At 68.1% G+C, this 24808-nt stretch carries 20 protein-coding genes; 10 read left to right on the top strand and 10 right to left on the bottom strand.

The features are described 5' to 3' along the window. Positions 1-118: 118 nt before the first annotated feature. From HED23_RS08410 to eccE, 4 genes are all read right to left on the bottom strand, one after another. Positions 119-3187, bottom strand: coding sequence for an SCO5717 family growth-regulating ATPase (locus HED23_RS08410; protein ID WP_203182781.1), 3069 nt, complete (start codon positions 3185-3187; stop codon positions 119-121). 365 nt (positions 3188-3552) lie between these two features. Further along, on the bottom strand, positions 3553-3786 hold the full coding sequence (locus HED23_RS08415; protein WP_203182782.1) for a DUF397 domain-containing protein: 234 nt from the start codon (positions 3784-3786) through the stop codon (positions 3553-3555). Positions 3787-3869: 83 nt separating this feature from the next. Then, on the bottom strand, positions 3870-4580 hold the full coding sequence (locus HED23_RS08420) for a hypothetical protein (RefSeq protein ID WP_203182783.1): 711 nt from the start codon (positions 4578-4580) through the stop codon (positions 3870-3872). Then, positions 4577-5917: a type VII secretion protein EccE gene (gene eccE, locus HED23_RS08425; RefSeq protein WP_203182784.1), complete on the bottom strand. Its 1341-nt coding sequence runs from the start codon at positions 5915-5917 to the stop codon at positions 4577-4579. Before eccE ends, HED23_RS08420 begins: the two co-directional genes overlap by 4 nt. A gap of 183 nt (positions 5918-6100) precedes the next feature. Between eccE and eccB the strand changes: the two genes are divergently transcribed. The 8 genes from eccB to HED23_RS08465 all read left to right on the top strand — a co-directional run bounded on the left by eccB (position 6101) and on the right by HED23_RS08465 (position 13825). Then, positions 6101-7633 (top strand): type VII secretion protein EccB, encoded by a 1533-nt coding sequence (gene eccB / locus HED23_RS08430; RefSeq protein ID WP_203182785.1) that lies wholly within the window; start codon positions 6101-6103, stop codon positions 7631-7633. 11 nt (positions 7634-7644) lie between these two features. After that, positions 7645-8910, top strand: a complete 1266-nt coding sequence (gene mycP, locus HED23_RS08435; RefSeq protein WP_203182786.1) for a type VII secretion-associated serine protease mycosin — start codon at positions 7645-7647, stop codon at positions 8908-8910. A gap of 164 nt (positions 8911-9074) precedes the next feature. Further along, on the top strand, positions 9075-9515 hold the full coding sequence (locus HED23_RS08440) for a hypothetical protein (RefSeq protein WP_203182787.1): 441 nt from the start codon (positions 9075-9077) through the stop codon (positions 9513-9515). Next, complete coding sequence (locus HED23_RS08445; RefSeq protein WP_203182788.1) at positions 9512-11257, top strand: hypothetical protein; 1746 nt, start codon at positions 9512-9514, stop codon at positions 11255-11257. The genes HED23_RS08440 and HED23_RS08445 overlap by 4 nt, the downstream gene beginning before the upstream one ends. 25 nt (positions 11258-11282) lie before the next feature. Next, the gene (locus HED23_RS08450; protein ID WP_203182789.1) at positions 11283-12536 is read left to right on the top strand and encodes a S8 family serine peptidase; all 1254 of its coding nucleotides are present in this window, start codon (positions 11283-11285) and stop codon (positions 12534-12536) included. Between the two features lie 84 nt (positions 12537-12620). Then, positions 12621-12974, top strand: a complete 354-nt coding sequence (locus tag HED23_RS08455) for a WXG100 family type VII secretion target (protein ID WP_203182790.1) — start codon at positions 12621-12623, stop codon at positions 12972-12974. 66 nt (positions 12975-13040) lie between these two features. Further along, entirely contained in the window at positions 13041-13340 is a 300-nt protein-coding gene (locus HED23_RS08460; protein ID WP_203182791.1) for a WXG100 family type VII secretion target, read from the top strand. 329 nt (positions 13341-13669) lie between these two features. After that, complete coding sequence (locus tag HED23_RS08465) at positions 13670-13825, top strand: transposase (protein WP_203187772.1); 156 nt, start codon at positions 13670-13672, stop codon at positions 13823-13825. 7 nt (positions 13826-13832) lie between these two features. Here HED23_RS08465 and HED23_RS08470 read toward each other — a convergent pair whose 3' ends face one another. From HED23_RS08470 to eccCa, 6 genes are all read right to left on the bottom strand, one after another. Continuing rightward, positions 13833-14057 carry an e9imm peptide gene (locus HED23_RS08470; RefSeq protein WP_338019585.1) on the bottom strand — a complete coding sequence of 75 codons (225 nt, stop codon included), beginning with the start codon at positions 14055-14057 and terminating at the stop codon, positions 13833-13835. A gap of 192 nt (positions 14058-14249) precedes the next feature. Continuing rightward, positions 14250-14801, bottom strand: a complete 552-nt coding sequence (locus tag HED23_RS08475) for a hypothetical protein (protein ID WP_203182792.1) — start codon at positions 14799-14801, stop codon at positions 14250-14252. Between the two features lie 198 nt (positions 14802-14999). Beyond that, positions 15000-15644, bottom strand: coding sequence for a hypothetical protein (locus HED23_RS08480; RefSeq protein WP_203182793.1), 645 nt, complete (start codon positions 15642-15644; stop codon positions 15000-15002). A gap of 2 nt (positions 15645-15646) precedes the next feature. Next, positions 15647-17959, bottom strand: a complete 2313-nt coding sequence (locus HED23_RS08485; protein ID WP_203182794.1) for a DUF6571 family protein — start codon at positions 17957-17959, stop codon at positions 15647-15649. Then, entirely contained in the window at positions 17959-18426 is a 468-nt protein-coding gene (locus HED23_RS08490; protein WP_203182795.1) for a hypothetical protein, read from the bottom strand. Before HED23_RS08490 ends, HED23_RS08485 begins: the two co-directional genes overlap by 1 nt. Before the next feature lie 160 nt (positions 18427-18586). Then, positions 18587-22555 carry a type VII secretion protein EccCa gene (gene eccCa, locus HED23_RS08495; protein WP_203182796.1) on the bottom strand — a complete coding sequence of 1323 codons (3969 nt, stop codon included), beginning with the start codon at positions 22553-22555 and terminating at the stop codon, positions 18587-18589. A gap of 245 nt (positions 22556-22800) precedes the next feature. Between eccCa and eccD the strand changes: the two genes are divergently transcribed. Both eccD and rpsO read left to right on the top strand, forming a co-directional pair. Further along, a complete protein-coding gene (gene eccD, locus HED23_RS08500) occupies positions 22801-24303 on the top strand; it encodes a type VII secretion integral membrane protein EccD (protein WP_203182797.1) in 1503 nt (500 codons plus the stop codon). Between the two features lie 187 nt (positions 24304-24490). Then, positions 24491-24781, top strand: coding sequence for a 30S ribosomal protein S15 (gene rpsO / locus HED23_RS08505; protein ID WP_003965855.1), 291 nt, complete (start codon positions 24491-24493; stop codon positions 24779-24781). Positions 24782-24808: the final 27 nt, after the last annotated feature.

Below are 24808 nucleotides of genomic sequence, written 5' to 3' on the forward strand. Positions count from 1 at the left end.
TCAGCGGCGGTCGAGTCGCGTCAACGGTCCGCCAAACCGCGTGTGGTCTGCGGGAATGCAATGAGGGCCCGCACCGTGTGAACGGTGCGAGCCCTCATTGGTTTAGACCTCTACTGCCTCACTGCTGAGGCGCCGAAGGCGGCTGCGGGGGGTGCTGCTGCCAGCCCGCCGGCGGAACGGGGCCTTGCAGTTCGGGCTGCCCGGGCTGATGTGCCTGGCCATCGTGCTGCGCGGGAGGGGGAGGCGGCCCCGCCGGATTCCCGCCGGGAGCGCCCTGGGCGGGCAGCGGCTGCTGCCAGCCGTTGTTCTGCGCACCCTGGGCGGGGTACGACGGGTACGGCTGCTGCGGTGCGGCGGCCTGCTGGGGCGGAGACTGCTGCCCCCCGTACGGCTGCTGAGCCCCTTGCGCTTGCTGTGCCCCGTACGGTTGCTGTGCCCCTTGCGCTTGCTGTGCCCCGTACGGTTGCTGTGCCCCTTGCGCTTGCTGTCCCCCGTACGGCTGCTGGGGCGGATACGGCTGTTGCGGCTGCCCCGGGTGCGGCTGTCCGGGGTACTGCTGCCCCGGATACGGCTGACCTGGCTGCGGCTGCGGCGCGTACTGCTGCTGGCCGGGCACCTGCTGACCCGGCGTCTGCTGTCCCGGCATGGGCGGGGCGAACTGCGGCGGCGGATTGCCGCCGTCCGTCGTCCAGAGTCCCTGCTGCTGCTGGGCCCGCTGGAAGTCCTCCGCGACGAGCGCGGAGAGGTTGAAATACGCCTCGCGGGTCTTCGGGCGCATCATGTCGAGGTCGACCTCCGCGCCGGCCGAGAGGTGCTCGTCGAACGGCACGACCACCACGCCGCGGCAGCGGGTCTCGAAGTGCTGCACGATGTCATCGACCTTGATCATCTTTCCGGTCTCGCGGACACCGGAGATGACGGTCAGGGAACGCTGCACAAGTTCCGCGTAGCCGTGCGCCGACAGCCAGTCCAGCGTGGTGGACGCACTGGAGGCACCGTCGACGGACGGGGTCGAGATGATGATCAGCTGGTCGGCGAGGTCCAGCACACCGCGCATCGCGCTGTACAGCAGGCCGGTGCCCGAGTCGGTGAGGATGATCGGGTACTGCTTGCCCAGAACCTCGATCGCCCGGCGGTAGTCCTCGTCGTTGAAGGTCGTGGAGACCGCCGGGTCCACGTCGTTGGCGAGGATCTCCAGGCCGGAGGGCGCCTGCGAGGTGAAGCGGCGGATGTCCATGTACGAGTTGAGGTACGGGATCGCCTGGACCAGGTCGCGGATGGTGGCCCCGGTCTCGCGGCGCACCCGTCGGCCGAGCGTGCCGGCGTCCGGGTTGGCGTCGATGGCGAGGATTTTGTCCTGCCGCTCGGTGGCCAGGGTCGAACCGAGCGCGGTGGTCGTCGTGGTCTTGCCGACCCCGCCCTTGAGACTGATGACCGCGATGCGGTAGCACGACAGCACCGGCGTACGGATGAGGTCCAGCTTGCGCTGCCGCTCGACCTCCTCCTTCTTCCCGCCCAGCTTGAAGCGGGAGGCGGCGGACGGGTTGCGGCTGCTCTTCGCCTTCTGCTTGCCTCGGACCAGCCGGTCCGACGACAGCTCCACCGCGGCGGTGTAACCGAGAGGGGCGCCCGGCACGGAGCGCTCGCGCTGGTCATGGGTGACCGGAGTCGGCCAGGCGGCGCCGGTGCGCGGGTCCACGGGCGGAGCCTGAGGCGCGGACGGCTGCGGCCGGTACGCCTCGGGCTGTTGCTGTTGCTGTTGCTGTTGCTGTTGCTGTTGCTGTTGCTGTTGCTGTTGCTGCTGCGGCTGCTGCTGCGCGGGCAGGTGCGGTGCACTCCCGGGTGCTGCCTGCTGCGGAACCTGAGGAGGGAGCGGGGCCCCTTGCGCGGGGAACTGCGGCTGCTGGCCGGCCTGCGGAGCCGGGAAGCCGTAGCCGCCCTGCGGACCAGGGAAGCCGTAGCCGCCCTGCGGCTGTGCTGCCGGGGGCAGTTGGGGCGCGCCCTGGGCGGGTGCCTGCTGCTGCGGTGCCTGGGGGAACCCGTAGCCACCCTGCTGGGGAGCCTGGGGGATCCCGTAACCGCCTTGCGGAGCAGGCGCGTTGGGCTGGGGCGGCTGCTGAGTCCCCGGCTGGGGCGGCTGTGCCGCAGGCGGGGCCGGGTTCTGCGGGAACCCGTAGCCACCCGGCGTGGGCTGCTGCGCGGGCCACTGCGGTGCGGACTGGGGCGCGCTCGGCTGCTGCGCGGCCGGCTGGAAGGCGGGCGGCAGCGGCGGCAGGGCGCCCTGTGCGGGCGGGAGCGGCGACCAAGGCGCCGGTGCGTTCGACGGCACGGCTCCCTGGGGCGCGTCGGGGGCGGGCGTGCCGGCGGACGGTACGCCGGCCGGCGGTGTGCCCGGGGGCGGAGCGTCCGTCACCGGTCCCGCGTACGCGCCGGCCTGCTCGTCGGCCGTCTCCGGCTCGCCGGTAACTGCCCGCACGGGATCCTGCGCCGCATCCGCCTCCGGGGCGTCGGCCGCATCGCTCTCCTCGGGATCCGTCCCGCTCACCGTGCCGGTCGGCTCCGCGCCGCCGTCGTCCTCGGGCGTTGCGGCAGCGGCCGCGGGCGCCCGGCCGGAACCGGATGCAGCGGCCTCACCCTCGGCCTTGTCCGCCTCTTCGGTCTCGGCCACCTCTTCGGCCTTGCCCGCCCCTTCGGCCTTGGCCGCCTCGCGCTCGGCGATCTCCTGCTTCAGCGCGGCGGGTGAGAACCGCATGGTGGCGCCGCTCTCCACATCACCGCCGCCGAACGGGCCGGACGGGCCGCCGGCTGCGCCGGACTCCTCGGAGCCCGCCGCGGGGGAGACCGGAGCCGATGCCGCGTGAGCGGGCGCGAAGGACGGCGAGGGCGGCTCGGAGGAGGCCGCCGACGCAGCTTCGGACGGCGCCGCCGGAGCCGGCGGCCAGCCGGGCTCGAAGCCTCCCGAGGACTGCGGCCCCGGTACGGACAGCGGAGCCCCCTGCGGCGGCGGTGGCGGTGCCAGGTGCGAACCCGCTCCTCCCGACGAGTCACCCGGCGCGTTCTGCGTGTACCAGGCGGGCGGGGTGTAGTCGATGGTGAACTCACCCGTCATCTCGGCGGGATCCGCGTCGGACGACTCGTCGACGGGCGTGTTCCATCCCCCGCTGATCTCGTCCCGATCGCCGTTCACTTTGCCTCCTGGTGTGGTCGAGCACCCTTGTGCCGTGGTGGGTGGGGGCGACCGTTCCCGTCGTCCGGTCCGCCCGGCTCTCCCCCTTGCGACGCGCAGTGCCTGCCCGCAGGTTCCTCTGCCGCGCCCCCACCCACCCTAATCGCCATGGGGCGCACTACGGCAGGCCGTATCGCTCAGCGGCTGCTGTCCCGTAGGTCACGCCCGGCCACCGGGTGGAGCGACGACGGCAGAACACCGGGGAACGGGCTGTCCGCCGTGCACCGAGACGCATCCAGAACGCATCCAGAACGCATCCGGAACGCATCCGGACGCGACGAGGGGGCGGCAGTCCCCGACAGCCGCCCCCCGCACCGCGTGGATGCCTACTTGAGGTCGAATTCCCCGTCCCGCGCCCCCAGTACGAACGCACGCCACTCGGCCTCCGTGTAGCGCAGCACGGTCCCCGGATCCAGCGACGAGCGCATGGCGACCGCGCCCCCCGGAAGGTGGGCGATCTCGACCCGCTCCTCGACGTCCTCGGTGCCGGGCGCGCTCAGCCACTCCACATCCGAGATGTCGAGAGCGTAGAGCTCGTCCTTTTCCTGCTGGGTGCCCATGCGCACGTCCCTTCGTCGAACTGTGTCGTTCCCCTGCCATGATCCTGAAAAGCGACGGATCCGGGGTGCGAACGGGAGAGGATTCAGTCCATCCTGCGAGCGGTGCCCAGCAATCCGGTCTCGACATCCGTCGTGCTGGTCATCACCCAGTGGCGTTCGCGGCCCGCCACCCAGAGCGTGACACCGTCCGCCAAGGTGGGCAGGGCCTCGCTCTCGGCCCGTGCGAGCCCAAGGATCCGTCCGATCTGCTCGGCCTCGGCCGGCGACACCCGCTGAATACCCACGAGCGTCGCCGCCCGCATCAACCGCGGTGCGACCGGGCTCAGATAGGGCAGCAGCGTCAGCACCGACTGCCACGGCGACGACACCACCCGGCCGCGGGGCGGACGCATACCGCAGTCCCGCACCACCACCACGGGACTGCCGACGGTCGCCCCGGTCGGAGGAACCCGGCCCACGTCATGCAGCGATATGCACTCGAGGCCGGCGCCGGCGGCCTGGGCCAGCGTGGTCCACGCCTGGGTGCGGCCCGTCTCGACCGCCACCCGCGCCCCCGTACCGGCCGCGCGCAGCGCCAGCACCTGCGCCGTCCACAGACCGCCGATCAGCAGGACGTCGTACGGCGCCGGCCGGTGGAAGCCGATCATCTGCGGACGCCCCTCGGCGTCGTCGCCGATGATCACCCCGTCGTCCCCCACCGGCAACGACAGCGCGCCCAGGTGGTCCGCCGCCAGGGTGTGGCCGGCGTGGCGGGGGCCCAGCAGCCCCCGCCTCGGAGCGATGTGCTTCGTCACTGTGCGCCTCCCAGCGGGAGCGTCGCCAGGACGCCCGGCAGCTGCTCGCGGTCCAGTCGCACGAGGCCGACCTCGGCGTGCCGTGCGGCCTGCTCCAATGTCCTCCGTACGCCGACCAGTTCGGTGTCGGAGCCGCCGGTGATCCGTACATGGCCGCGCACGGACACGTGGCCCTGGTGAGCACCGCGGCGCACAGTCAGGCTGAACGTCGTCGCGTACGCGGGCACCGAGGTCAGCAGGGCGACGAGTCGCGGGAGCGGTGTCGCTCCGCGGCCCAGCTCGGGCCAGCGGTCCACGGCGTAGGTGGTGTGCCAGCGGTCGTCGCAGCGCCAGACCCGGGGCGTCTCCGCCGTCCGCCGCTGCGGCGCGGCATCCGGGCGCCCGGCGCGCGCCGACAGGATGGGATTGGCGCACGCGGACGTCGCCACGGCGGAGTTCAGCTCCTCCTGGTCGAGCACCGAGGCCCGGAAGCCCGCACCGGTGATCCGGCTCGCCACGTGGTCCGCGACCCGCACCAGACAGCGCTGAGCCCCACCTATTCCGCCACCGCGGGCCTCGACGGCCTCCCGGCACAGCTCCGGATCCAGCTTCACCGCCACCCAGGTCATCCGCAGCGCGGGCGCCCCGGTCCGGTCCTGGAGAGGGGCGTACGAGAGCCGGGCCACCGAACGCTCCGGCAGGTGCGGCGCCGGAGCGGGCCGTACCTGCTGCACGAGCTGCGCGGACTCCAGCACGATGTCGTCCACCGCGAGCGCGTCGCCCAGGAGGGACAGCGGAAGTGCCCGGGCACCCTGTGCCTGGCGCAGCGATTCACCGCTCGCCTCGACCCGCACGACGGCGGTCAGGAACGTACCGTCCCCGACCATGCCCACCGTGCGGCGAGCGCCGTCCACATAGATGTAGGGAGCGAATCCCGGCACGCTCTCCGCCACCGGAGCCAGCTGCGGCTCCGTCTCGGCGGGAGGCGCCACGGCCGTGCGCTTGCGACGGCGGAGCGAGGACACCGTCGAGAGCCAGTCCTGGACGGCCCGGCCCCGGCGGCGTACCACCGCGAGGAGGATCAGCAGACAGGCGATCACGCCCGCGGGAATGAGCCACGCACCGCCGAGCGCGGCGCCCACCACGGCCACTGCCAGGGCTGCTTCGACGAGAACCATCTGCCGCAGCGCGGGACCGACGCGGCCGGTCCTGGAGATCGAATGGAGAGTGGTGGCCGCAGGGGCGTCCGCCGACCGGTGGGGAGCTGTGCCGTCCGACCCGTTGCTGCGTTGCCTCCGGGAAGGGCCGGGCGTTCGGTGGGTGGACCGCCTCGTGCGTTCCCCCGTCGCTGCACCCATCGCCGCGTTGCCCCCTCGTGTCCGTATTCACCGTTTTTTACACGGGCGTTGATCGGGCGATCACCCTACCTGAGCGGTGAGAGCCAAGTGCCAACAGGCATAGTAGGGGTCCCGGTCGGCGGCAGCGGTCCACGGAGGGTGTGGGAACCTGGTCGCCCACAGGGGAGAAGGGGCAGCGCGCACATGGCATCTCGGCGGGACGAACTCAATGCCTACACCTTCGCGAAGCGGAGGTTGGTCGCACAGTTCCTGCAGCCCCACCCGTCCGGATCGGAAGAGGGCGCGCCGCGTCCACTTCGCGCGGTGGTACCCGGAGTGATCGTCGGTGTGGTCGTCCTGGCGGTATTCGGAGCCTGGGGCATGTTCAAGCCCGTGGCCCCCCAGAAGTGGGACACCCCCTACGAGAACGTCATCATCGCCAGCAAGTCCACCACCAGGTACGTGGTGTTGAAGACCGACGGCAAGACGCAGCTCCATCCCGTGCTGAACATGTCCAGCGCCAAGCTCCTCCTCGCCCCGGACAAGGGCAAGGTCGTCAACGTCGACGAGTCGGTCCTCGACAGCGGCAAGATCCCGCACGGGGCCACCCTCGGCATCCCGTACGCCCCGGACCGCCTGCCCGACAAGGCGGAAGCCGGCTCCACGAAGCGCTGGGCTGTCTGCGAGCGGCCCGGTGAGGGCGGCAGGGCCATCCAGAAGGCGGCATTCGTCTTCGCGGAGCGCGAGCAGGGCAAGACCGAAGGCACGAACAAGCTTCGGGGCGGCGAGGTGATGTACGTCGAGGGCCCGGGACCGGACAGGACCCGCTACCTCGTGGACGCCACGGGCAAGGCGTACCCGGTGAAGAACGACGAGCTGCTGCTCCGCACCCTGGTCGACCAGGACCGTGAACCCCAGCGCGTCTCCGCCGATTGGCTCGCCACGCTCCGCACGGGGGACGAGGTCGCGTTCCCGGCCATCGAGGGAACTCCGGGCGCCGACGCGGGTGTTCCGGGGAAGCTGCAGTCGGAGGACAACAAGGTGGGCATGATCCTCGCCGCTACCTCCGGCACGCGGACCCAGCAGTACGTGGTCCTGCCGGGGAGGGTCGCCCCGGTGTCCGACTTCGTGGCCAAGCTCCTCCTCAGCAGCAGTGCCCTGGTCGGTCTCGGCCAGGACGGCAAGGCGAAGCCGGTCAGCGCCGGAGCGTTCGAGCCCGGTGACGCGTTCGGGCAGAAGACGGACTGGCCGGCGAGCGAGGCAGCTCCCGTCAACTCCGCCAGCGCGGACAGCGGAAGCCGTAACACCGTGTGCAACGTCCTGCGCGGCGTCTCGGAGAAGACCGGCGGCAGCACGCTCAGCACCTGGGCGGGCAAGGGCTTCCCCGCCACGCTCCCCACCGGCTCCAGCAGTGCCTACGTCACCCCCGGGTCCGGCCAGCTCTTCCGGCAGTTCAAGGGGTCCAGCCCCGAGTCCGGTCCTCTCTTCCTGGTGACCGACACCGGGCTGCGCTATGCCATGCAGTCCAACGGCGACAGTGTGCAGGACGACTCCGGCATCGGTGAGTCGGGCACGAAGGCGGAGAGGGAGCAGAGGCAGAAGGAGGCACAGCAGGCGCAGAACCGGCTCGGGTACAAGGACGTCGACCCGGCGCCCGTACCCGCCGCCTGGTCCGCCTTCCTGCCGACCGGCCCCCGCCTCTCGACCGGCGCCGCACGCCAGCCGCAGGGTTCGTGAGGAGCGACCACGTGACCACACATTCCTCCTCCCGCTTCCTCCGCTCTTCCGGCAGGCGCCTGCTGACCACCGCCGCTGCCACCGGCGTCCTCCTCGTGACGCTGCCGGTCCTGCCGGCGGCCGCGGACGACTCCACCCAGTGCACCTTCCCCTCGAAGAAGTACGCGGGCCGCCCCTGGGCACTGCAACGCGTACTGATGGACGAACTGTGGGAGCAGTCCACCGGCAAGGGCGTACGGGTGGCGGTCATCGACACGGGCGTCGACATCAAGAACCCTCAGCTCACGAAGGCCGTGGACACCGGGAGCGGCCGCAACTTCCTGCCGAAGGACCTCAAGGACGACAACGGCAGCAAGATCGAGCGTGGCAAGGAGAACGGCACCACCGACGTGGTCGGCCACGGCACCAAGGTCGCAGGCATCATCGCCGCGCGCGAGGCGAAGGGCACCGGCTTCACCGGCCTGGCTCCCGACGCGACGATCATCCCGATCCAGCAGAACGACGCGGAGGGCCACGGGACCGCCAGATCGCTGGCCGAATCGATCGACTACGCGGCCGGCCAGGCCGACGCGGACATCATCAACATCTCCCAGGACACGGCCAACGCGGTGAAGCCCGAAGCCGTCCTGAAGCAGGCGGTGGACGCAGCCCTGGCCAAGGACATCGTGATCGTCGCCTCCGCCGGCAACGACGGGCTGGGCGGAAACGTCAAGGAGACCTACCCGGCCTCGTTCCCCGGAGTCCTGGCCGTCGCAGCCTCCGACCGAAACAACGAACGTGCGGCCTTCTCCCAGTCCGGTGACTTCGTCGGGGTCGCGGCTCCCGGTGTGGACATGATCTCCACGGTTCCCGGTGGAGGACACTGCGCCGACAACGGCACCAGCTTCTCGGCCCCTTACGTCGCCGGAGTCGCGGCGCTCGTCAAGGCCAAGCACAAGGACTGGACGCAGGAACAGATCGTCGCCCAGATCGAGCAGACGGCGGAGCGCACGATCGGAGGCCACGACCACCTGGTCGGCTGGGGGGTCGTCGACCCTGTGCGCGCGCTGACGGAGGATGACAAGCCCGTCGAGAAGCCGGTGGCACACGAGGGCGTGGACAAGGGCGAGGCGCCCGTCCCCGCCGCACTCCACCTGGGCGAGACAGCCGACGAACGCAACGCCCGGCTCGCGACCTACGTCGTGGTGGGCGGGGGAGTCCTGGTCGCCGCCATAGCGGGGACGGCCGTGGCCGTGCGGGACAGGCAGAGGCGGCGGGGGCGACCGGCCGGTGGGTGACGTTCCGGGCCGCAGGTGGTACCGGAAGTTACGTGATGGACAAGACAGTTGGTCATGTCAGTGCCATTGGCTAGAGTGATGGTATGGGGCCAGTCCTGTTCGCGCGGGTGCGATAGCAACGCGAGGCGGACTGTGCAAACGGGGAAACGGGGAAGGACAGCAACGTGACCGAAGGCAAAGGGGATCTCCGGCGCGGAGTGGGCGCCTTGGAGGCGTTCCAGAAGAGCGTGAACGCATTGCTGGCTGACCTCGAGAGTTCACCGGCCGGCAAGTCGAAGGTCGCGGCACAGTCGGTGTCGCGTACCGCCTTGAGTGGCCAGAATGCATGCTTCGCAGAAGCGGATGGGCTCTACACCCAGTACAACCGTGTCCACGACTCCCTCGTCACGCTCTCGAAGTCCCTGGGTGACCAGATCGAGTACCTGAACCTCGGCGTGCACGCGGCAGCCGTCGGCTTCGACAACGTGGACGACGACACGCGGCGGCGTTTCCATCAGATCCAGACACGTCTGGGCAGGGAACACGAGAGGGCACAGGACGAGCAGAGGGTCAAGCCCGAGCAGAACGCAGACAAGCAGAGCGACGCGGGGTGGGCAGCCGAATGAGCGAACCGACGAAGCAGGAACCGGGCTCCGAGTCGCAGCCTGAACTGACTCCCGCAGAACAGCAGAAGCATGACGAGGCGCGTGTCCAAGGGCAGTTGCTCGTCACGGATGTAGGCCGCGTCATGCAGCCCATCCTCGACGTGTTCGGGAGCTCCGGTTCTTCGGGACGTACCTCCTTCGAGGGACACGAGCTCAACGCGATGATCGACCTGATCGAGAACTCCAAGCCGGAGCAGCTCGAGGAGGCGGGCAAGGCCCTCTGGGATGCCCGGGACGCGATCAAGAAGGCGTCGCAGGAACTGAAGGACTTCATCGGCGGCGTCGAATGGGAGGGCGAGTCCGGAACCGCATTCCGTGACTGGGGCAACGGCCTGGCCGTCCACGCCGACAAGCTGAGCGAATTCGCCGATGTGGCCGGGACGCAGATCACGGTCGCGGGCACGGGCCTCGCCTCGGTACGCAACTCCCTCCCGCCCCGGGACAGTCGCCTCATCCGCAAGTCGCCCGACGAGGTCGAGGCCCCGAAGCGGATCGAGGGCAACGCGGAGTACGAGGCTGCGGTCAAGGTCGAGAAGGACCGCCAGGAAGCAATCAACCAGGCGAACCGGCTGGCCTCGTACTACGCGGTCTCCGAGGAGACACTGGCGGCGCAGGAGCCCCCGCGGTTCGAGAAGAAGCTCGATGTCGCGATGCCGCGGCCCAGGAACCGAAGGGTGGATTCCGACTCGGACGGTTCGTCGTCGGAGTCTGACGGCACATCACGCGGAGGTGTTTCAGGCGTACCGGAGCGTTCGGCCGCGCCTGACGCATCAGGCGCGATCGGCCATGCGGTCACCGTTGAGAGGCCCGGGTCGGTCGAACCGGTATTGGACAAGGGCACATCGACAGAGATCAACAGTGTCGCCACCCCAACGGCCCCGGCGAACAGCCCGATCACGCCTTCTCCGGCACCGACCACAAGTCCTGCACCTGGTGGAAATCCTCCTCCCGTGGCGAACGGCTTTGTGAACCCCGTGACGAGTAACTCGCGGCCTCAGGGAGCACCAGCCCCCAGAACTGTCAGCCAGTCAGGGTTCAGTGGTGCCAGGCAGAACGGCCCTACGGCGAGTGGCCCTGCGGCGAACAGCCGCGCGGGATCACCGGTGGGGCGCCCCGCGCCCATGACCGGGGGCCCGGCCTCCGGTAATCCCGCGCGTGCGGTCGGCGGACCACAGTCCCCGACTGCCGGCCGGCCCGCTGTCACCGGTGGCAGGCCCGTGGCGGCAGGCCACTCGGGCACGTCCCCGGCTACCGGCCCTCGTGCCGGACGGGCGAGCGGCATCACGGGCGGTACTCCGCAGCGCGCAGTTCCGGGCGGGAGTAACCCCGGGGGCGCTCGTGGCGTCCCGCGCGGCACGGTCATCGGGGCCGGTGGCGCCGCACGACCGGGCGGACCTGCCGGTGGCATCGGCCAGCGAGGTGTCCTCGGGGCCGGTGGCACGAATGGTGCGTCGCGTCCTGGCGGACGAGGGACTCCGAGCACCAAGGGTGTTGTGGGTACGCCCCGTGGAGGTGCGGGGGGACCTGGCGGCAACGCGAAGGGCTTCACGGCCGGAGGCGCAGGTCTCGTACGCGGCCCGGGCCGGAGGGACTCCAGGGACGAGGAGCAGGACGACGGCACGCCGCGCCCGGACTACCTGACAGAGGACAGAGAGACATGGGAGGCCGGCCGGCGGGGAGCCGCACCGCCGGTGATCGAGTAGGTATTGGGAAGGTTCGGAAGTCAGGATGACAGCAGGAATGAGCCAGGCCCGAAAGCGCAGTGGCTCTCTCGTATCGAGAGGGCGCCTACTCGGCACGATGGCCGTGGCCGTTACTTGGACTGTGGGACTTGCTGTGGCTGCTCCCTCAGTATTTGCCGCAGACGTGCAGTCCAAGCAGTGGTATCTCGAAGCGATGCAAGCCGAAGAGATGTGGAAGGTCGCCACGGGGGAAGGCATCAAGGTTGCTGTCATCGACACAGGCGTCAACCCGTCGACGCCGTCTCTCAAGGGGCAGGTCCTGAAGGGGCTCGACGCCACAGAGGCCGACGGTGACGAATACGACGACTACAGCGGCCACGGCACTACCATGGCTGAGCTGATTTCGGGAACTGGCAAGGGCGGAGGGCTGAAGGGCCTTGCCCCGGGTGCGAAAATCATCCCGATCCGGATCAGTGACACCGAATTCCAGGATGAGCACTCGGTGAATGCGCGTGACTCTGAAGACGCCATTCGCGCTGCGGCAGACAGTGAGGCGCAGGTCATCAGCATGTCGTTCGGTAGCGAGTTCTCGTCCCCCGAAGAGCGTGAGGCCGTCCAGTACGCACAAAGCAAGGGAAAGCTCTTCTTCGCTTCCGTTGGAAATAATGGACAGGACGGAAATGGGGAAGAGTATCCGGCGGCTTACCCCCAGGTCGTCGGAGTGTCGGCCGCGGACAAGAACGGCAAAGTAGGCGAATTTTCCCAGCACGGTCAGATCACCGACATCGCAGCTCCTGGTCTCGATGTCCCGTACTGGTGCGATGAAACCTTCCAGAAATATTGCGATGGAAACGGCACCAGCCAGGCAACCGCCATCGCGTCGGCCTCAGCGGCCCTGGTGTGGTCCGCCCACCCGGAATGGACCGCTAACCAAGTCCTCAATGTGCTTTTTGACACTGCCAGCCGGGACTGGGAAAAGGGCACCCTCAGCAAGTACCTCGGCCACGGCTTGATCCGCCCCTCCATGAACATTCTGAAGGGCAAGGGAGCCCCCGGCGCCGCGGACATCAGTCCTCTCACCAAGGAGAAGACGTCCGGTTCCGCAGGCTCAGCAGCCCCCTCCGCATCAGCTTCGTCACAGCCTGACAAGAAGGAGAAGGCTGACGACGGCGCCGTGGCAGGCTCCAGCACGGAGAAGAACGACGACAGCCAACTGGGCCTGATCCTCGGCGGAGTGGCGGTAGTCCTCGTGCTCGGCGGCGGTGCCTTCGCGATTGCCCGCAAGCGCCGGACCGCCTGACCGCCTGATCGACCGCAGTTCCTGCAAAGCACCTCCGGCGGTGACGCCGGATCGAACAAGAGCACAAGGAAGGAAGCCAGCACCATGGCAGATCAGAAGCTTTCAGATGAGATGCTCCTCAAGCTTGAGGACGAGCTCAGCAAGCGCTTCGAATCGGTGAAGGGCCAGCTGAAGACGCTCCAGGCGACGATCGACAGCTTGGAAGGCGCCTGGAAGGGCGTCGGCGCCAACGCCTTCAACGCCAAGCAGGACGACATCAACATCAAGATGGGCAACATCGCCACCCGGCTGGTGAACTTCCAGGAAGCCATCAAGGCGGCCCGGACCATCTCGGGCAACACCGAGGACGAGATCAGGCAGGCCCTCCAGGGTGTGGACGTCGTCGCCGGTCACTCGGAAGGTTCGCAGGCCAAGACCTCGGCCATCAACGCCCTCTGATCCTCGCCGTACCCGTACCACCACGTACGGATCATCACCTCGAACTAGATTGAACTGGAGGACCGTATGCCGACCAACGACGGCACCATGGTTGTCACTTACGCAAGCCTGGAGCAGGCCGCTGGGGACATCGACCGGCAGAGCAGGCAGCTTCAGGAGGACCTTGCGGCGATCAAGCGCATGGTAGCCAGCGTGTCCGAGCTCTGGGTGGGCGAGGCCAAGACGGCGTACGACGCAGCGCAGGCCGGCTGGGACCGCGACGCCACGGGCATTCATACAGCCCTGGCCGAGATCTCCCGCAAGGTGCGTGACGCCGGTACGGCCTACCAGGCCGGCGACAAGCGGGCGCGGGCCAACTTCGAGTAGGACTCGCCGAACAGCAGACAGGTCAGGGTGGGCACGCACGGGAGGTGCCCACCCTGACCTTTGTCGTGAGGACGTCATCCGCGCGGTACCGAGCGATCGATCGACGGATGCCTCTCGTACGCCGACGCGCCGGGCCCGTGGACCAGGTGACCCATGTGTCGCGACCAGGAGCTGTCCGGCCGATCATGTAACCGTCGTTTGATCTGCCCGTTCTTCCCGGTATGGGGCGAGGAGAACGCGGTGATCTGTCGGACGCGGAGTGGGGACGGTTGCGGCCGTTCCTGCCGGTGAGCAACGGTCGGTGTGGGCGGTGGCCTGATCACCGGCAGGTGATCGACGGGCGGTACAAGAAACGCAACACCGTCGGGAGGGCCATCAACAAGCTGAAGAACCTCCGGGCCGCCGCGACCCGTTACGACAAGCGCGGATATGTCTTCCTCGGCACTGTGACCGCGGCCGCCCTGGTCATCTGGCTACGGGCTTGAGGCCCTGTCACAAGGCGAAGGGCCGGTATTTCAGAGCCTGGTCGACCACCGCGGGAGCTGTCAGCTCCCGCCCCTTGGGCCAAAAGATCAAGTCGCTTACGTAGCCGCTCGGACAGCCCAGGGCCTTGCCCAACGCTTCCATCACACCGCACATCTCGGCATCGTCAACGTGGTCGGCGTCCATGATCTTCTGCACCAACTCAATGGCCGCTTCACGAGCCACCGCCGTCACAGCCACCCCTTCCAGAAGAGGACCAGCCTAGAGAGTCGCATGATCGGCCGGACAGTTCCTAGCCGGCCCGAGGCCCTTCTCGACGGATGCGACGATCCGGCCACGAGGTTCGTGCCTCCCCAGGCTTCATTCCTCCCGGGGCGGAGGCAGGGGCGTGTCGGCGGGGCAGCAGCACAGGGAAGAGGGGAACCCTCAGCACCCGCCCTCGCGACTGGTCACCGCGAAGTCGTACTTCGGGATGGTCACCGAGCCGGCGCCACCCGCCACGCCGGGGGGCTCGTAGTCCCCGTCCTTCGACCGCGTCCTTACGACGTGTACGCAGAAGGCAGCGTCCGCGCCAGCTGCCTGCACCGTGTAATCGGCATCGGAGGGCTTGTTGGAGGCTGCGGCGCCGGCGTCCACACCGCTCTGCGGGGCGCCGCCACCGCCGTTCTCGACGACCTCTTCCTCGATCATCTTCGCGATCTCCTGATCGAAGCCGCTGCCGTCATCGAAGATGTCGCCCAGGCGCGAAGTGCCATTCAGCTCCGACGTGGCCTGGCTGACCGCGCTGGACAGTTCGTCGTCGCTCCACTCTCCGTTCGCCGTCACGGCCATCAACTGGAACGCCGAGAAGATTCCGATCCCGGCCATCCCGAAGAGAACGACGCGCGCGGCAACGAAAGCAGAGTCGGATATTTCGGGTGCCGAGGGATTGAAAGATTGGCGCCACCCACGGGCCCGGTCCGCCTTGACGCAGCCCATGGCCACGAGTCCCGCTGCCAAGGCTATGACTACCGCAGTCAATGCATACAAGGCCGACCTCATTCTATCTGCCGCAGACACCGGACCCCAGATCGGTACCGCCGGTCCCGAATTTCCTCCGCAGCGATGGGCGCCGTAACCACCGGCAGTCGTACGTTTCCTGAATCCGCTAACAGGGATTCAATTGTCAAGCGACGTTCAAAGGCTCTCGGGAAGTCGGGACGGCAGGTCGCACCTCGCGTCCTTGTGGACGAACTCTGCGGTACTGAGCACCAAATCTTTCAGTGCTTCTTTGGCTGTGGTCACGCTGTTTTCCGACTGTTGATTGAGGGTCACCGAGACGCTGATGCTGTATTCGCCTCCCGGGATCCGTCCAGCTGAGACGCAAGGGAGCAGGATGGCGGCTTTGTGCGATGAGACGACTCCGCCTTTTCCGGCAGCGAAATCGTCAAAATCACCAGGGTAATCCGCCTGCCTGTCTGCAATCGTGCTACTTGCCCAGCTGTCGACCGGCTCGTCGCGCATCAACTCTGCATTGGTGTAGAGAAGTACACTTCCTTCGCCTCTTACCGAGCATCTGGACGTGTAGGAACTGTCGGATTGATCGATCCGGGCCTCCGAATAGAGGCTACCGAACGAGTACTCTGTCTGTTCTGGCAGAACATTTTTGAGTGCCTGTACTCGACTATCCGAGGAGCCGAGGCCTTCGCATATGTCACTCGCGTCAATGGTGCCGACCTGTTCAAAAGGAGGCACCTCAAGCAGGCGTGCTGTGCCGACGGCGAGCCCGCCTGCGATGACGATTATCGCAGGAATGAAGTACTTCTTATTTTTGATCCGCATAGTTAACCCTTCTTTTCGAGCTGCTTCGGGATGCCTTCGCCCTCGAAAGCGTCATGCACGTTGGACTTAGCGTTATTAAATCCCTGTTCCGCTGCACCTGCCACTGTTGCGTTGATGTGTGGCGAAGGGTTCCCTGAACTCTGGCCAGCCTTTTCGGCAGCCAATTCGACGAGTTTGTACGTGGATTCTTTGGTGCCGTCCATGGCTTGCCCGTTGCTGTAGATCACCTTATCGCTGCTGTCCCTCAAGGAGCCTTCGGTGATTGCTCCGATGATTTCTTCAGCAGCGGTCCCGGCGATACCTCCGACAATCACTCCACCTGGCCCGACGTACGGCGCCGTGCCGAGGCCGACGCCGATCCCGACAGCGCTTCCCACCAAGGTGCTTGTCGTTTCAATGGCCTTGTTGTACTCGGCGTCCTTGGCGCCTCCGTCCAACTCGCCCTGGTATGCGCGTCCTGCTCCGATGGTGCCCTCGACTTCGCCTGCCACGGTGGCAACAGCCTCGATTCCAGCCTTCAGGTTCTGAGCCTGCGTGAAGGATGGATCCGTGCCGATGTATGCATCAGGGTTTCTGAAGTGGTGCTCCATCAAATTGGTGGTGTAGCTGTGCTGAGCAGCATTGACCGAGGCGTATCCTTCAGGATTTTGGCCGAGCGTGTAGAGGAAGCGGGTTATATCCGTCTCGCCGAGTTTTGCCTGTGAACCTGCGAGGGGGAACAGGGTCTCTTCTCCGGACTCGCCCGGATGCAAGCCGCGGTGAATGTCCGGCATGTATTCGGCTGCGATCTGCCCGATACTGTCGGACATATAACCGTGGTCGGACAAGCGGCTAGGATCGTCAGCAATTGAACCGACAACGCTCTCCATCAGATTTGCCTGTTGGGCGGTGTGTGCTGGTGCGTTCTCTGGCGGTTGCTCACCCGCGGCGTGTCCCGTTATCGCTGCTTCGAGAGCCAAAGCCATGTTGTTCCGCCCGGAGATGCTGTCGTCGCCCTTGTCGTTCCGGTCCTCCGGCCAGTCCCGCTCCTCGAAGAGGTAGTCGAAGTTGCTGAGCTCCCTCATCCCCTTCTTTCCGTCCCCGTCCGTGTCCTCCTTGAAGTCGTGATCCTCATCCTTCGTGACGAAGGTGTCGCTGAAGAACTCCGTCGCAGCGTCAGGACTGTTCGAGAGAGCCCTCATGAAGCCGGTCATCGGATCCGACCCCGAGTCGGATCCCGTCCGGTTGAGGAGAGGGTCCATCCCCATGTGCTGCCAGGCGCCGTGGCGCCCGTTGTCGGTGAACTTCTTCTCGGTCTTGATCAGCTCATTGCCGTAGTCATCGAGGAACTTGTTGTCATAGTTCCCCCATCGCATCAGGTTGCTCATCACCTGGAAGCCCAGGGTGCCGGAGTTCTTGGAAATCGGCTGGCTGCCGAGTTCCACCATGTCGCGCTTCCAGGTCGTCATTCCCTGCGAGTCGCTCTGACTGGCGGTCGCCAGGGTGAGGCTCAGGTTCTTCTGGAGTTCGTCGTACTGGTCGACCCTCTCCCTGCCGATGTCATAGGCGCGGTGGGGATCGTTCAGACCTGCCCAGAAGTCCAGCGTCCCCTGTGCCTTCAGATTCTCCGCGAAACGGGCGGCGAACAGCTCGTCGCCCGACATCTTCCCCAGCCCGGCGTTCAGCTTGTCGAACTCCTTGACCGTGAGGTCCTCAGGCTTCTTCTTCGCGAGTGCCGAGAGCTCGTCGGCCTGCTTGATCGCGTTGGCCGCGGTGTCCCGGTCCTTGTACTCGGCGCCCGTGAATCCGAGATCGGCCTGGTCCGCCAAGGCCCTGAGGGCGGTGGAGCCCGTCTTGTCGCTCTCGGTGGCCTTGTCGAGGATCTTCTGGAGCTCGTCGCGGAGCGCGGTGACGTCGCTCTGGCCGTGGTCGGGAACAGTCGTGCCCTTGGCCGCACGGTCCGGGTGGATGTTCATCGTGACCGTGAAGCCACCACCGCCTGTCGTGGTGACCGTGAGGTTCTTCTTCAGGCCGCGTTCCAGGGCGTCGTTCAGCTGCCCCTGGTACACCTTCAACTCGTCGCGCGTGTCCTTGAGGATGCTCCACAGGGACTTGGCCTGCTTGTGGGCGTCATCGAACTCGCGCACCGTCTTGTCGACGAACCCTTTGGTGACATTGGCGTTCTCGCCCGACCAGTCGGCCTTCTCGGCTTTTGCCTTGAGGCCGTCCCGGGCATCTTCCTTCAGGGTGGCGAGGTTGGTCACCATGGTCGACCAGTCGGTGACGGCCGCGTCCAACTGCCCGAACTTGGCGAAGCGCAGGGTCTCGAGATCCATCAGTTGTCCGCCTTGTTCGTCTCACCCTTGGGCGCGTTGTGGTCGTCGAAAGCCTGGTCGAGCGCGGCGATGCTGCTGACCCGGCTTCTCACGTACTGGTCGTCGCCCTGATGCACGTACTTCGTGAAGTCCATGTGATTCGCTATGTGCCCACACGCGTCCATGAGGGACTTGAGCTGTACGTCCCACCGGTCCGCCACGTGCTGGAGGGCGCCGCCGAGCTCGAACCCCTGGGTGGTGAGGTTGCCCGCTGCCGTCTCGCTGGTGGGCACCGCGACGCGGCCCTCCTTCCAGAGGCGCGTGTTCAGCTTCGAGGCCTCGTCGCGTACGTCCGACAGGTCGGTGTCGTTGACGGCGAGGTCACCCTTCTTCCCACCGCCACTGCCTCCGGAGCTGTTGAGCTGCATCTGGGAGCCGCTGTTGGCAGCCGCGTCGGCCTTCAGTTGTTCCCACTCGGCCCATGCCATGGGTGGAACCTCCAGTGTGTGCCGGCGGCGCCGGACTTTCGGAATCACGTCTGCCAGGAGACGGGAGGGGCGGCGGTCGCCCGCGTCGATGTACGGACGGAGACGGGGCGGCGCACACCGACCGTGAGGCGATGAGTCCGCGCCGCCCCGCTGACGTCGGTTACCGGTCGCCGTCCATGAGCCCGGACTGCACCAGCGGATTCCCGCGTCGCCGGGTGACGAAGACCCCGCGCCCCGGGGGCATCGGACGCGGTCGTACGTTGCCGAGGATGTCTCCCTCGACCGGGTCGCCGGACAGCATCACGCCCTGCGCACCCAGTTCCAGGATGCGTTGCAGGAAGGGCTCGTACAGAGCGCGGCCTGCTCCCGCCGTGCTGCGGGCGATGATGAACCGGACGCCGACGTCCCGGGAGAACGGCAGCATCTCCGTGAGCTTCGCCAGCGGGTTCCCGCTGGACGTCGACACCAGGTCGTAGTCGTCGACGACCACGAACACCGTCGGGCCGCTCCACCAGCTGCGGTCACGCAGCTCCTGGGCCGTGACCTCGGGCGAGGGGGTGCGGCGCTTCATCAGGTCGTACAGCGCGTCCGCGTGGTGGTCCATGTTGTTGGACATGGGCACGTACTCCGCCAGGTGCGTGGCGGGGGTGACGTCCAGCAGCGCTCGCCGGTTGTCGATGACGAAGAACTTGGCCGCGTTCCCGTCGTACCGCTCGGTCAGCTGCTTGATGAGGAGGCGCAGCAGATTGGACTTGCCTGACTCGCTCTCGCCGAACACCAGGAAGAACGGGTCCCGCTCGAAGTCGAGGAAGACCGGCTCCAGGTTGTTCTCGTCGATACCGAACGCGATGCCCCGTTCCGGCTGCGCGTAGCCCGCGGGCAGCTCGTGGGCGGGGAGTTCGCGGGGCAGCAGCCGGACGGCCGGGGCGGGAGCCGCGGTCCAGTGACGGGCGACCTCCTGGTTCATGGCCGCCGTGGCCTCGGAGAGGTCGCTGTCGGAGTTGATGCCGTCGATCCGTGGTACCGCCGCCATGAAGTGCAGCTTCTCCGGCGTGAGACCGCGACCGGGTACGCCGGCGGGCACGTTGACCGCGGCCTTGCGGTCCAGTTCGGAGTCCATGACGTCACCGAGCCGCAGTTCGAGCCGGTTCATCAGGTGGTCCTTCAGGTTGGCCCGGACCTCCATGGAACGCGACGCCGTTACGATCAGGTGGATGCCGTAGCCGAGACCGCGCTGCGCGATGTCCACGGCCGCCGATTCCAGGCCCTCGTAGTCCGTCCTGAAGTTGCCCCAGCCGTCGATGATTAGGAAGACGTCACCCCACGGCTGGTCCGTCGCCGAGATCTCGCCGCGCGCACGCATCCTGCGGAAGGTGGCGATGGAGTCGATGCCGGCGCTGCGGAAGTACTCCTCACGGCGCGCCATGATGCCGTACACCTCGGCGACCGTACGGCGCACCCGCTCGGGGTCGAGCCGGGACGCGATCCCTCCGACGTGAGGCAGTCCGGAGACCGAGCTCAGACCACCGCCACCGAAGTCGAGGCCGTAGAACTGGACCTCGTGGGGCGTGTGGGTGAGGGCGAAGCCGGCGATGAGTGTGCGCAGGAGCGTGGACTTGCCCGACTGCGGGCCACCTGTGATCTGCATGTGGCCCGCAGCGCCGGAGAAGTCCCGGTAGAGCGTGTCGCGGCGCTGCTCGTAAGGCTTGTCGACCACACCCAGCGGTACGACGAGACGCCCCGAGCCCTCGAAGCCGGGCTGCGTCAGGCCACGGCCCTCGACCGCGGAGAGCCCCGGCAGGAGCTCGTCGAACGACGGAGGGTTGTCCAGCGGAGGCAGCCACACCTGGTGCGCGGAGGCACCCCGTCCCTCCAGCCGGCGCACGATCACGTCGAGCACGGTGTCGGCCAGGGCGTCGTCCTCGGCCTTACGCGCCTCGGGCACGCCGGCCTGCGCCGTCGGCTGCACGTAGCGCACCGGTACGGGAGCAGCGGTGAACACCACGGGCCTGCGGTCCACCGGCAGCGGGCCGGAGGACGCGGCCGGCTGGGCGCCCGAGCGGTACACCCCGGAGACGTATGCCGCCTTGAAGCGCACCATCTCGTCGGTCCCGTACTTCAGGTAGCCCGAACCGGGGACATTGGGCAGGTGGTAGGCGTCCGGTACACCCAGCGCCGCGCGGGACTCGCCCGCGGAGAACGTACGCAGACCGATCCGGTACGAGAGGTAGGTCTCCAGGCCGCGGAGACGCCCCTCTTCGAGGCGCTGCGAGGCCAGCAGCAGATGGACGCCCAGCGAACGGCCGATGCGCCCGATCTGGACGAACATCTCGATGAAGTCCGGCTTGGCTGTGAGCAGCTCGCTGAACTCGTCGATGACCAGGACGAGAGAGGGGATGGGCTGCAGCGGGGCGCCGGCCGCCCGCGCCTTCTCGTAGTCGTGGATGTTGGCGTAGTTGCCCGCGTCGCGCAGCATCTCCTGGCGGCGGTTGAGCTCACCGCTGATGGAGTCGCCCATGCGGTCGACCAGCGTCAGGTCGTCGGCGAGGTTGGTGATCACGGCGGCGACGTGGGGCATCTGCGCCATACCGGCGAAGGTGGCGCCGCCCTTGAAGTCGGCGAGGACGAAGTTGAGCGTCTCCGAGGTATGGGTGACGGCCAGGCCGAGCACGAGCGTACGGAGCAGCTCGGACTTGCCGGAACCGGTGGCGCCGACACACAGGCCGTGCGGGCCCATGCCCTCCTGAGCGGCCTCCTTGAGGTCCAGCATCACCGGCGCGCCGTCCTCGCCCACGCCGATCGGGACCCGCAGCCGCTCGGCCTGCGAGCGGGCCCGCCAGGTCCGGCTCACGTCGACAGAGGCCGCGTCACCGAGGTTCAGCAGGTCGGTGAACTCCAGATTGGCGAGCAGCGGTTCGTCGTCGTCCCCGCCCGTGGCCACGTGGAGCGGGGCCAGCTGCCTCGCCAGTGCCTCCGCGGCCTCGTGGCTCAGCAGGTCGGGAAGACCGTCGTACACCAGACCGTGCCCCGACTCCAGCTGCAGCGAGTGGGGGTCCACCACGATGGAGAGGCCGCCGCGCGCTCCATGGACCTGGCCCGTGACGATCTCGACGACCGTCACGCCCTGAAGGCCCTCGGCCGAGGCGAGCGCGGACGTCGCCGGCACCAACTCGCCGTCCAGGACCACGACGACATGCGGCTGGTCGAGGAGCGGCTGGCCACCCGGCTGGAAGCGGGGCCGGCCCTCGAGGTGACCCGCCAGCATCTCCTCCAGCTCGACCACACTCGTGCTGATCAGGCGCCGGCTGCCGGCCCCGTCGATGGAGCCGCGCACCTGGACGTGCGGGAGCCACTTCGTCCAGTCCCAGCGCGGAGCGGCCTCGCGGCCGGTCGCGACGGCGATGATCAGGTCCTCGGGGGAGTGCAGTGAGGCGAGCGCGCCGACCATCGCGCGGGCCGTGGCCCGCGCGGACTCCGCCTCGCCGCTGACCGTCAGGTGGTAGAAGGCACGGAGCGAGACCGCCATCGGCAGGCCGTCCAGTGTGCTGTGGGTCGTCAGGAACTGCTGCATCGCCCCGGCGGTGAGCGGCTCCAGCTCGTCGACCGGTGCTGTGTCGGGTGCGACGAGCGGCGTGGCGAGCTCCTGGCTGCCCAGGCCGATGCGTACGTGCGCGAAGTCCGCGTCCCCGACCCGGCGCTCCCACACCCTGCTGCCCTCGGCGACGAGCGCCCACAGCTGCTCCGGGGAGGGGTGGAGGTAGAACTGCGCGTCGCGCTGTTGCCGGGCGGTCCGCAGCACGGCACGCCTGGTCTGCGTCAGGTACTTCAGATAGTCGCGCCGCATGTCCGCGAGCTGACCCTGGGTACCGCGCCGGAAGCGGATGATCATCGCGATGGCCATAGCGATCGTCGACGCGATCATGATCATGCCCATGATCCGCATGATCGGGTTCGGTGTCATGAAGAAGAAGACGACGGAACCACCCATGCCGAGCATCGGCAGCAGCTGCATCATCACCCCCTCCTGCTGCCCGCGGGGCAACTCCGGCGGAGGTTGCAACTGCACCTGCTCGCCCGGAACTTCGGAGGGGAGGGCCCGCGGTGGGCGCTTGACGACGATCTGGCTCACAGCTCACCAATTCCCTTGCCGGACGGAACTGTTCCTATCGGCGCCCCCGTGGCGACGGGTTCCGTCCGCGGGAGGATCCTACTGGCGTACCCCGTGACCCGAGGGCGGTAGGGTGTCGCGACGCGTGTACGCATCCGCTAACTACCGCAAAAAAATGGGTCATTCGGGACGCAGGCAGAGCTCGTGATCCAGGGGTGCGTTTCAGGAGATTCCAGCAGGACAACAAGGGGGAGCAGCACGTGACTATGACGGCCCAAACGGCGGCTACCGGATCCGGGCGGCCGGGTCCCGGAGTTCCGGCCGGCAACGGAACCGGATTCTGCCGGGTCACGGTCGTCGCGCCCGACAGCCGCGTCGACGTGGCGCTGCCCGAGGACATCCCCGTCGCCGACCTGTACCCGGAGATCCTCCGGCTGTCCGGGCAGAGCCCCGCCCAGGGCGCCCCCGTCGGCTACCACCTCGTGCGCCGTGACGGCACCGTCCTCGACAGCGGGCGCACGCTGGCAGGCCAGCGCATCCTCGACGGCGAGCTGCTGTCCCTGCGGCCCTTCTCCGAGTCGCTGCCCCCCGCGGTCTTCGACGACGTCTCCGACGCGGTCGCCACCGCCGTCGCCCGGGACCGCACCCTCTGGGGTGACAGCCTCATGCGCTCGGCCGGGCTCTTCGGCGGGTCGGTCCTGCTGGTCCTGCTCGGCTTCGTCCTGTGGACCTCGGACGTGCGGCACGACATGCACGGCCTGCCGGGCATCCTCGCCGCCGTGACCGCCCTGCTCCTCCTCGCCATGGCCTGCGTGCGCGCGCGGGTCTACGCGGACCGTGGTTCGTCGATCGCGCTGGGGATCGGCGTACTCGCCAACGCCGCGGTCGCCGGTGCCGGGCTCCTGCCGCTCAGTGCGGGCCAGGGCATCGGCAGGCTGCAGTTCCTGCTCGCCTGCGCCGCCGTGCTGGTGGCGTCCGTGATCCTCATGATCGCCGCTCCCGAAGGCGACGGCACCTTCGTCGCCTTCGTGTTCGCCTCCGTCATCGGCGTACTGGTCACCTTCATCGCGATCATGACCGGCATGGAGCCGGCCGAGACCGCAGCCGTTTGTGCCCCCCTCTCCGTGGGGCTCCTCGCCTTCCTGCCCGGTCTCTCCACCCGTTTCGCCCGCCTCCCGATCGGCTTCGAGCCGCCCCGCACCACCGCCGGTGACTACGGGACGTCCGACCCGGCGCCACAGGGGCCGGTCGACGCCGACCGCATCACGGCCCAGGCGCGGCGCGGCCACGAACTGCTCCTCGGCCTGGTCGGCGGATGCGCCCTGGTGGCCGTGGGAGCCGCTGCGGTGCTCGGTTTCTCGGACAGCGTCTGGGGCCAGCTGCTGGCGCTCGCCACCGGGGTCGCGATGCTGATGCGCGCCCACCTGTTCCGCTACACGGCCCAGGTCGGCTGCGCCCTGGGAGCAGGCCTCGCCGCACTCGTGCTCCTCGGCCTCGGGCTGTCGCTCAACCCGCCGGTCGAGCTGATCCGCGAGGCGCTCAAGGGGGACGGCGCGGGACTCGACATCCGTACGATCTGGCTCACCGCCGCGGTCGCCGGTGTCGCCGCGCTGATCACCGCCATCGGACTGATCGTGCCGCGCAAGGGGGTCACGCCGTTCTGGGGCCGCTTCCTGGAGGTCGCCGAGGCGTGCGTGCTCCTGACGCTGCTGCCGCTGTGCCTCGCCGTTTTCGACGTCTACCACTCGATCCGGGCGCTCACCAGCTGATCCGCCGGCACGACGGGCAAGCGGGTCCACGGCGACTGGTACGCTGTGTGACGGCCGTTTGTGTACGCGCCTCCGGGGTCGACCTGGAAGCTGCGCTCATCGGACCTTCGCCTCCGAGTCATGGAAGTTCCCCTGAGATCAAGACCAGGGGCACTCGTGGGCGCATCGAACACCAAGAGGAGTACGCGTGCCGCTCGACGCCGCTACGAAGAAGCAGATCATGTCCGAGTTCGCCCAGAAGGAGGGTGACACCGGATCCCCCGAGGTCCAGGTCGCCATGCTCTCCCGCCGGATCTCGGACCTGACGGAGCACCTCAAGACGCACAAGCACGACCACCACTCCCGCCGGGGTCTGCTGATCCTCGTCGGCCAGCGTCGCCGTCTTCTGCAGTACCTTGCCAAGAAGGACATCCAGCGCTTCCGTGCGCTCGTCGACCGCCTCGGCATCCGCCGTGGTGCGGCCGGCGGCGCCAAGTAAGGACGCTGTGAGAGGGAGCGGCACCCC

The sequence above is a fragment of the Streptomyces pratensis genome (assembly GCF_016804005.1).
Taxonomy (GTDB): Bacteria; Actinomycetota; Actinomycetes; order Streptomycetales; family Streptomycetaceae; genus Streptomyces; species Streptomyces pratensis_A.

Excerpts from the sequence above, each read along its gene's own strand:
- HED23_RS08415 (WP_203182782.1), bottom strand. The coding sequence starts at position 3,786 with ATGGGCACCCAGCAGGAAAAGGACGAGCTCTACGCTCTCGACATCTCG.
- eccE (WP_203182784.1), bottom strand. The coding sequence starts at position 5,917 with ATGGGTGCAGCGACGGGGGAACGCACGAGGCGGTCCACCCACCGAACG.
- eccB (WP_203182785.1), top strand. The coding sequence starts at position 6,101 with ATGGCATCTCGGCGGGACGAACTCAATGCCTACACCTTCGCGAAGCGG.
- HED23_RS08445 (WP_203182788.1), top strand. The coding sequence starts at position 9,512 with ATGAGCGAACCGACGAAGCAGGAACCGGGCTCCGAGTCGCAGCCTGAA.
- HED23_RS08450 (WP_203182789.1), top strand. The coding sequence starts at position 11,283 with ATGACAGCAGGAATGAGCCAGGCCCGAAAGCGCAGTGGCTCTCTCGTA.
- HED23_RS08455 (WP_203182790.1), top strand. The coding sequence starts at position 12,621 with ATGGCAGATCAGAAGCTTTCAGATGAGATGCTCCTCAAGCTTGAGGAC.
- HED23_RS08460 (WP_203182791.1), top strand. The coding sequence starts at position 13,041 with ATGCCGACCAACGACGGCACCATGGTTGTCACTTACGCAAGCCTGGAG.
- HED23_RS08475 (WP_203182792.1), bottom strand. The coding sequence starts at position 14,801 with ATGGGCTGCGTCAAGGCGGACCGGGCCCGTGGGTGGCGCCAATCTTTC.
- HED23_RS08480 (WP_203182793.1), bottom strand. The coding sequence starts at position 15,644 with ATGCGGATCAAAAATAAGAAGTACTTCATTCCTGCGATAATCGTCATC.
- HED23_RS08485 (WP_203182794.1), bottom strand. The coding sequence starts at position 17,959 with ATGGATCTCGAGACCCTGCGCTTCGCCAAGTTCGGGCAGTTGGACGCG.
- HED23_RS08490 (WP_203182795.1), bottom strand. The coding sequence starts at position 18,426 with ATGGCATGGGCCGAGTGGGAACAACTGAAGGCCGACGCGGCTGCCAAC.
- eccD (WP_203182797.1), top strand. The coding sequence starts at position 22,801 with ATGACGGCCCAAACGGCGGCTACCGGATCCGGGCGGCCGGGTCCCGGA.